Genomic DNA, 8,479 nt, shown 5'->3' with positions numbered 1-8,479 from the left:
TTCTTGTTGTTCAGATTGCCCTGCACGTCGTAGCTCAGGCCCACCACGCTGGCGCCGCCGCTGTTCTGGACATTGGTCAGGCGGTTGTTCGTGTCGTACCAATAGCTGTGCTCGCGCACGCCCGGGTGGCTGACGCTGCGGATGTTGTCGATCGCGTCATAGCCGTAGTTGATGTAGTGCGTGCTGCCGCCGAACATCGCCGAACCGGCCGACGTCAGGCGATCCAGGCCGTCGTAGCTAAGGTAACGCTTGAAGTTCTGGCCCTGGACCAGGTCATCGATCAGGGTGGTGTTGCCGTTGGCATCGTAGAGATTGGTGAAGCCCACGACGCTGCCGTCCTGGGTGGTCTGCGGCAGCTGACGNAGGCGGTTGTTCGTGTCGTACCAATAGCTGTGCTCGCGCACGCCCGGGTGGCTGACGCTGCGGATGTTGTCGATCGCGTCGTAGCCGTAGTTGATGTAGTGCGTGCTGCCGCCGAACATCGCCGAGCCGGCCGACGTCAGGCGATCCAGGCCGTCGTAGCTRAGGTAACGCTTGAAGTTCTGGCCCTGGACCAGGTCATCGATCAGGGTGGTGTTGCCGTTGGCATCGTAGAGATTGGTGAAGCCCACGACGCTGCCGTCCTGGGTGGTCTGCGGCAGCTGACGRGCGTTCTGGATCATCGTRTGGACGATGCCGTTGCCGTAGGTGAACTGCTTGATCGCCCCGTTGGGGTAGTAGCTGACGCCGGTGGCGTAGGTGCCGGCGGTGGCGCTGCCCGGGGCGGTTGCGACCTGGGTCGGCTGGCCCAGGGCATTCGGGCTATAGGTGAGCGCTAGTCCGGTCGGGTAGGTCTGCGAGGCCAGGTTGCCGTTCTGGTCATAGCCGTAGCTCAAGGGCCAAGTGTAGTAACTGGGCTCACCACTGGTTTCCGACGTCAGTAGGCGCCGCCTATTGTAGCCGTAGCTGTTAACCACCGTGCCAGTGTTATTGGCGTCATTGTAAGTGGTGATCGTCGCCGGCAGGCCGTCTTTGGTGTAGGTCCAGGTTTGGTTGCCCAGGCCGTCGGGGAAGCCCATTTGGTGCAGGCGGTTGCGGGCGTCGTAGCTGCGGTTGACCGCGCGGCCGGAGTTGTACGCGGCCAGGTGATCGCAATCGACCGAGTTCAGGCCGGACACGCCGGCGGCCGACCAGGTCAGGTTGTCGTTGTAGTCATAGCCGAGGACCGTGGAGCCAGTTTCGGGCTCGTCAGTACGACACAGGCGGTTGACGCCGTCGTAGTAGTACTTGCGCAGGGCTTGGACGGTCTGACCCGCATAGGTGCCCGAGCGCAGGACCGATTTCGGACGCAGGAAGTAGGTCGCGTCGCGGTCGATGATGGTGGTGGCGCCTTCGGGGTGGATGATCTGGATGGGGTAGTCGGTGGTCGGCTGGTCCCAACCCGCGTAGCGGGTACGAGTGGCCTGGTTACGCGGATTAGTCACCGTGATATCGCCACCTACCTCGTAAGTGGTGGTCGTAGCGAGCTTGCCTAACTCCGAGTCTTGCTCAACCTTCTTGACCCGGCCCAGGGCGTCGTAGGTGGTCCAGATGCCAGTGTCGATGACCCAGTTGCCGTCGGCGTAAGGATTGCGCGGATACGAGGCGAACGTTACGCGACCGTCGGCGTCGTAGGTCTTGCTCACCAGGCTGAAGGTGGCATCGTTGTTGGAGAGATCACGCTGGTATGCCCACTTCGGCTGCCATAGCGCGTCGAAAACGGTAACTTGCTGGTAGTTGCCCTGCTGGACGATCTTGCGCCAATGGCCCGCCGGAATGCCGAATTCATCCTGGTTGATTTGCTCGAACAGGAACAGCTTATCGTTCCAGGCGACGGAGTCGTCAGTCGGGTAGATGACCCGAGACATGCGGCCCATCGTGTCGTACTGGTAGTTGGTGGTGTAGCTGTTCTCGTCGGTGGTGGACGTGATCCAACCGGCGTCGTTGACCACCGCCGACTCGGTACTGCCCGAAGGCGATTCGGGTGTGGCCGGGTGCTGGATGGTCTGGGGGATGCCGCGCTTCCAGTTCGACAATGTGGTGACGTTGTTGTTGCCGTCCTTGATCGTGGCTACCGTGCCATCGGCGTTATAGGTCAGGGTTTGGCGGAGTATGCCGAATGCGGAGTGGGTCAACGGCAATGCTGTGACGGAATCGTAGGTCGTCGACGTCGGGATCATTCCACTAGTCGACACCGAAGCGATTTGGCCCAGCACCCAGCTAGAAAGATTGTTGTGATAGATGGTGGTATCAGTGCGGCTATAACCCCCGTTTAGAGTGTTCGATCTAGTGATCGATAGTGGATAGATAAAGTAGTCGAAATTATTAGTGGTGGTTGTGTAGGTGACGCCATCTTGGCTAACAGTTGAGTTGTAAATCGGGCGATTTGAATAAGAGTATGCGCTCAGGTCGCGTCGCGCGGGGGTTCCGAAAGCGTTTGGGAATGTCTGCCCATTGGCGTTGAGTAGATATGAATTCTCTATTCTTCGTTTTTCTACCCCGGCTTCTTCAATGGTTGATTTTGTCGCCTGTCCTGCAGTGTCGAAATTGCTATCAAAATAATGTCGCTGAATGGTTCCGTCTGGATTAATAACGTCAGTGCGAGTTGGACTCGTGCAACTGGTTGCTTCCGGGCATTCTGAGAGCCAGCTCCATGTTGGGAAGTATTTGTATGTCCAACTGATGGGGGTTAGGCCTGGTCCGTGAATGGTCTTGCTTGATAGGGAAACGGCTCTGTATGCCTTAAGCGGGCCGGAGAATTTTTCGTAGTAGATCGTTACGCCCATTCCGGATTCCGATATGTAAGTGCAGTCTCCGGGCGTACGGTTTGTGCCGTGGACTAGGCGGCGAAGGATGAATGAGCCAACTGCACCTGATGGATGACCAATCGTTATTGAGGCAGCTTCTCCGGCTCCTGGCGCAACAGTGGATTTCATGGTTCCAGGGTCTAGGACGCATCCGCTCCATATGTTTCGATTGTCAAATGTGATGAGATCTAGGCCGTCATACTGATATGTCCAAGTTCCGCCATCTGGCTGGATGACACTTGCCAATGTTTGTGCATAGGAATAGGACCAAACGCGCCCATTTGAAGATATGCCGGCGATTTTTCCATTGCTTCCATAGTTGACCGCAATGGATGCGCCGTCACTTGAAGTTATCGCGGTTAGGCGAAATGGATTGTTTGGATCGAATGCGTAGGTGATCGAATTGCCGAAGCGATCCTCGATGCGTGTTGCATACATGTAGTAGTCGGATCTCGGGACCGCTATGCCCGTGGAGCAATCTCCGCCCCGAAAGACGCGGCATCGGCTATCAAGTATGTGCGCAGTCGATCGGGAGGCGATCCAGTCGAAGTAATATTTTGTGCCATTCGGAAGGACTACCTTAAACCCTTGTCCCGGCCCATTCTTGATCGATGGCAAACAACTGACCCACCAGTTTGACTTTGTGACTGCGTAGAATGAATCGCCGTTGTTGGGTCTGGCAGCTGCTTGTTGCGGATGTAGGAATTCTTCCTGACCGATGTTCGGAATATTTACGTGATTTCCGTTCCAATACCTGTCCGCATCATATGTGTAGATGGAAAATGGCCCTAGACCAACTACTGCATCCGGCTCAAATTTGGAGCATCTAGTCTGTCCGTTATCCCACGTAGTAACCCATCCATAACGAGTGTCGAACGTTCCTTTGATGAATGGGATGTCGAGCTCCCAATATTTTCCAAATACTTGTGACGCAGGGTCTTTCTCGCCATCTCCGCGGACACTTCTGGTGATCTCATTGGGATCTAGGCGACGCCCGATTGACATCGGTAAACCACTATTGGTCTTAAGGCTGACGTCCGTCGCGTTGAAGGTGGTGCTGCCGTTAGATAGGTTAGTCCTATCTCCAAAAAGATCTGAGCCTAGAGCATTGATTTGGCTCGCCTGTCCGAGGTGCGTTTCATAGTATTCTGGCGGCACTTCACCTTGCTGCGCTAATGCAAAAAATGGCGTTGCGCACACCAGAATGCCCGCGAGTATGCGGATGATGGACTTGCTCACGGAATTCCCCTGGCCCTGAGATTCGAGCGGACATGCTCGTACTCCGCATTACTATGCGGACCTGCGTTTAAGTCAACACTTAAATTTTGTGACCAAATTGCGTACGGCCTTGTTGCCGTGGGCTTGTGAAGCGGAGCGGTGTCTTGCCACTCTTGGCTTGTGCGTCGCAGCATCATGCTTTGGTAACGAGAGCTTTACACTCGCGTTTGAAAACGTTTACAGTCGGCCCCGCATCCCAACCGCGGAGGGGCGGTCTAGGGCGTGACCAGCGTAACCATCAAAGATGTAGCGAGAGTGGCCCAGGTATCGGTGGCCACCGTATCGCGGGCCCTGAACGGACACGGCAACGTGGCCGAGGAAGTGCGTCGCCGCGTGCTCGCCGCCGCCAACGAACTGCGCTACACCCCGCACGCCGCCGCCCGCAGCCTCAGCAGCCGCCGCACCCAGACTCTGGGCGTGGTGCTGCCGGACCTGCACGGCGAATTCTTCTCCGAACTGGTGCGCGGCATCGACCAGATCGCGCGCGAGCACCGTCTGCACCTGCTGGTCTCCAGCTACCACGGCCATCCGGAAGAGCAGGGCGCCGCGCTGCGCGCCATGCGCGGCCGCGTCGACGGTCTGCTGGTGATGTCGCCGTTCGTGGCCACGCCCGGCCCCTTGGCCGAGGAACTCGCGCCGACCCTGCCGACGGTGCTGATCAACACCCAGCACGCGACCGCCGGCGTGCTGTCGCTGGGCGTGGACAACTACGGCGGCGCGGTCGCGATGGTCGAGCACCTGGTCGCCGCCGGGCATCGCCGCATCGCCTTCATCGCCGGCCCCAGCGACAACTTCGACGCCCACGAGCGCCTGCGCGGCTATCGCGACGCACTGCATCGCCTGCTGCCCGACGCCGAAGAATGGGTGTTGCCGGGCGATTTCGACGAAGCCTCCGGGCATCAGGCCGGGCTGACGTTGCTGGCGTCCAAGCAACGCCCGGACGCGGTGTTCGCCGCCAACGACATGATGGCCCTGGGTTGCCTGTTCGTGTTCGCCCAGGGCGGCGTGGACGTGCCGCGCGATATCGCCCTGGCCGGCTTCGACGACATCCCCCTGGCCCGGTACGTGCACCCGACCTTGACCACCATGCGGGTCAACATCGCCGAACTGGGCGCGCGCGCCGCGCGCCTGCTGTTGACCCAGGTCGCCGGCGAAGCCTTGCCCGGCGAGGGCCGCGAAGCCCTCAGTCCGGAACTGATCGTGCGCGCCTCCAGCGTGCCCGCGGAAGCCAAGCGCAGCGGAAGCGCGTGATCGCCTTTTTTTGCCCATCGATGTAACCGTTTACAACTCAGCTCGAATGCTTCTTGGAGAGAGGGAAAGCATATGAAGCCGTATTACCGATCCACCCGTCGGCCCACGCCGAGATTGTTAGCCTGCGCCCTGGCCAGCTGCCTGGCGATGGCCGCCCCCGCCGCCTTCGCCCAGTCCACCGCCGCCACGATCCGTGGTCAGGTGACCGTGGATTCGGCGCCGGCGACGGACGCCAAGGTCACCGCGACCAACGTCGCGACCGGCCTGACCCGTAGCGTCCAGTCCACCGCCAACGGCGGCTACGCGGTCGCCGGCCTGCCGCCGGGCACCTACCGCATCGACGTGAGCGCGGAAGGTCAGACGAATTCCAAGACCATCACCGTGCAGGTCGGCCAGACCGCGACCGTGAACCTGTCGACCGGAGGCGTGGCCGAGACCGCGCCGTCTACCGAAGCGACAAACATCGACGCGGTGACCGTGACCGCTGCGCCGGTGTTCGAGACCAAGACGTCGGAAATAGCGACCTACGTTTCCAACAAGCAGATCGAGTCGTTGCCGCAGGCCTCGCGTAACTTCCTGGCCTTCGCGGACATCGTGCCTGGCGTCCAGTTCAACACGGGCACGGAAGGTTCGACCTCGTTGCGCAGCGGTCCGCAGTTGTCCAGCGGCATCAACGTATTCATCGACGGTGTAGGCCAGAAGGACTACGTACTTAAAGGAGGCATTACCGGTCAGGACTCCAGCCGCGGCAATCCGTTCCCGCAGTTGGGCATCGCCGAGTACAAGGTCATCACGTCCAACTACAAGGCCGAGTACGACCAGCTCAGCAGTGCCGGAATCACTGCTGTCACGCGTTCGGGTACCAACGAGTTCCACGGTGACTTCTTCTGGGATCGCACGTCCGACGACTGGACCTCGGAGACGGTACGCGAGGAACGCGGCATCAACACCAAGCCGCAGTCCAAGCAGGAGCAATACGGCGTCGCCTTCGGCGGACCGATCCTCCAGGATGCGATGCACTTCTTCTTCGCCTACGAGGCCAAGGAGTACAACTCTCCGCGCGCCGTGGTGCCGGGCCGCCAGGTCCCCATCGAAGCACTGCCGGCCAATCTGCAGGACCAAGCGCGCAACACCACCAGTGCGCCTTTCAAGGAAGATTTGTACTTTGGCAAGATCGATTGGTCGATCGGCGACGCGCACCTGCTCGAATTCACTATGAAGCGCCGTGAAGAGGACGAGCTCACCAACATCGGCGGAACCAAGCTGGCGTCGGCGGGAACGCTCAAGACGGGCGAGGAGACGCGACTGGATCTGCGTTACCAGTACAGCGCCTCCCAATGGCTCAATGACGCTCACATCACCTTCGAGGACGTTACGTTCGGTCCCCGTCCGAGGTTGATCGAAAACGGTTACCGCCTATTCCTTCCGCGTCGCGGCGAAGAGAACGTGAACAACCCCGCCATGGAAGAGGTTCTGATCGCCGGCGGCGGCGGCGACTATCAGGACAAGGGCCAGAAGGGCTGGGCATTCCAGGACGACTTCACCTATTTCGGCTTCGAAGGCCACACCATCAAGGCCGGCATCAAGTACAAGAGCATCGACATCACTGCTTTCGAGCAGAGCCCCTATACGCCGCAGTTCCGCTACGATATGACGCGTAGCGCCACGGTGCCGTACTTCGTCCAGTTCACAGCCTCCGGCAACGGCTATCCGACCACTGTTGAGTCGGAGAGCAAGCAGCTCGGCCTGTACATCCAGGACGATTGGGAGGTCAACGAACATCTGACCTTCAACTTTGGCCTGCGCTGGGACTACGAGCAGACCCCGAGCTACGAGGACCACGTGACCCCGGCGAGTCTGGTCTCGGCGCTGCAAGCGTGGCCGAACATCAACAACGCGAACGTCAACTACAACTACAACGACTACATCAGCACCGGCAACAACCGCAAGGCGTTCAAGGATGGTTGGCAGCCGCGCCTGGGCTTCTCCTACGACTTGTTCGCCGATCAGCGCCACGTGATCTTCGGCGGCGCAGGACGGTCCTACAACCGCAACCAGTTCGATTATCTCTCCTACGAGAAGTACCGTCTGGCGTTCCAGCGCTACGAATTGAACTTCAACACGCCTGGGCACACCTGCACGATCAGTCCGACCTGTTTGAACTGGGATCCGAGCTTGCTGGATCCGGCGAATCTGGCAGCGATCGCCGCGGCTAATCCGAACAACGGTGCCGAAGTCTTTCTGCTCAACAACGATCTTAAGACCCCGTATTCCGATCAGTTCAGTATCGGTATGCGCAACGCCTTCAATTTCATGGGGCACGAATGGAATTCGTCGGTCACGTTGCTGCACATCCTCAGCCACGACGGCATCCTGTTCACGATGGGTAATCGTTATCCGAACGGCCAGTTCCGCAACAACCCGGCCCTGGATTGGGGCGGCCAGCCCTGGGGTGAGTCGCTGCCCGGCTGGGGCCGCTTCTTCCTCGGTGACAATGCGGTGGAAACACGTCTGAACTCGGTTCTCGTGTCGCTGGAGAAACCCTATACCCGCGAATCTGGATGGGGCGCCAGCATTGCGTACACCTATAGCGACGCCAAGGAGAATCGCAGCAATTCGGACCAGTTCTCGTTCGACTATCCGAACTTGGACGATGTGGCTTTCACCCGCGCGCTGGGCATTCCGCGTCATCGCCTGGTAGCCACCGGCATCTACGATCTGGCGCAAGGTTTGATGCTGTCGGGCAAGCTGACCCTGGCCAGTCCGAAAGCTTACGAGGCGATCAACTGCTACGCGACGACGGCGCCGGGCAACTGCTACTTCGATCCGTTCGTGCCGGACGAAACCATCGGCTACCGCCAGCTCGACGTCGCCTTGCAGAAGGAATGGGACACCGGAACCAATCTCAAGGTTCGCGTCCGTGGCGACGTTCTCAATGTATTCAACTGGCGCAACTACAGTGAGTACTCGAATTGGCGCGGCTTCAATGGCAGCCCGGATCCGACCTACGGCAACCGCGGTACCGACATCGAACGGCCCACCCGCGAATTCAAACTGTCCCTTGGCATCAGCTGGTAAACCGCATCCGCCTGCCGCCCCTCACCGGGCGGCAGGCGAGGCGTAGC

The 8,479-nt window shown here is 59.6% G+C and carries 2 protein-coding genes; both read left to right on the top strand.

The window, feature by feature from the left end:
- Positions 1 to 4,325 precede the first annotated feature (4,325 nt).
- Positions 4,326 to 5,354: a LacI family DNA-binding transcriptional regulator gene (locus ASD78_RS02630; protein WP_056098235.1), complete on the top strand. Its 1,029-nt coding sequence runs from the start codon at positions 4,326 to 4,328 to the stop codon at positions 5,352 to 5,354.
- Between the two features lie 72 nt (positions 5,355 to 5,426).
- A complete protein-coding gene (locus ASD78_RS02625; protein WP_056098233.1) occupies positions 5,427 to 8,432 on the top strand; it encodes a TonB-dependent receptor in 3,006 nt (1,001 codons plus the stop codon).
- Positions 8,433 to 8,479 lie beyond the last annotated feature (47 nt).

Source organism: Lysobacter sp. Root667 (genome assembly GCF_001427715.1).
Classification (GTDB): domain Bacteria; phylum Pseudomonadota; class Gammaproteobacteria; order Xanthomonadales; family Xanthomonadaceae; genus Lysobacter.
Note: the sequence above shows the minus strand (reverse complement) of the source record. Positions and strands in the feature narration are given on the sequence as shown.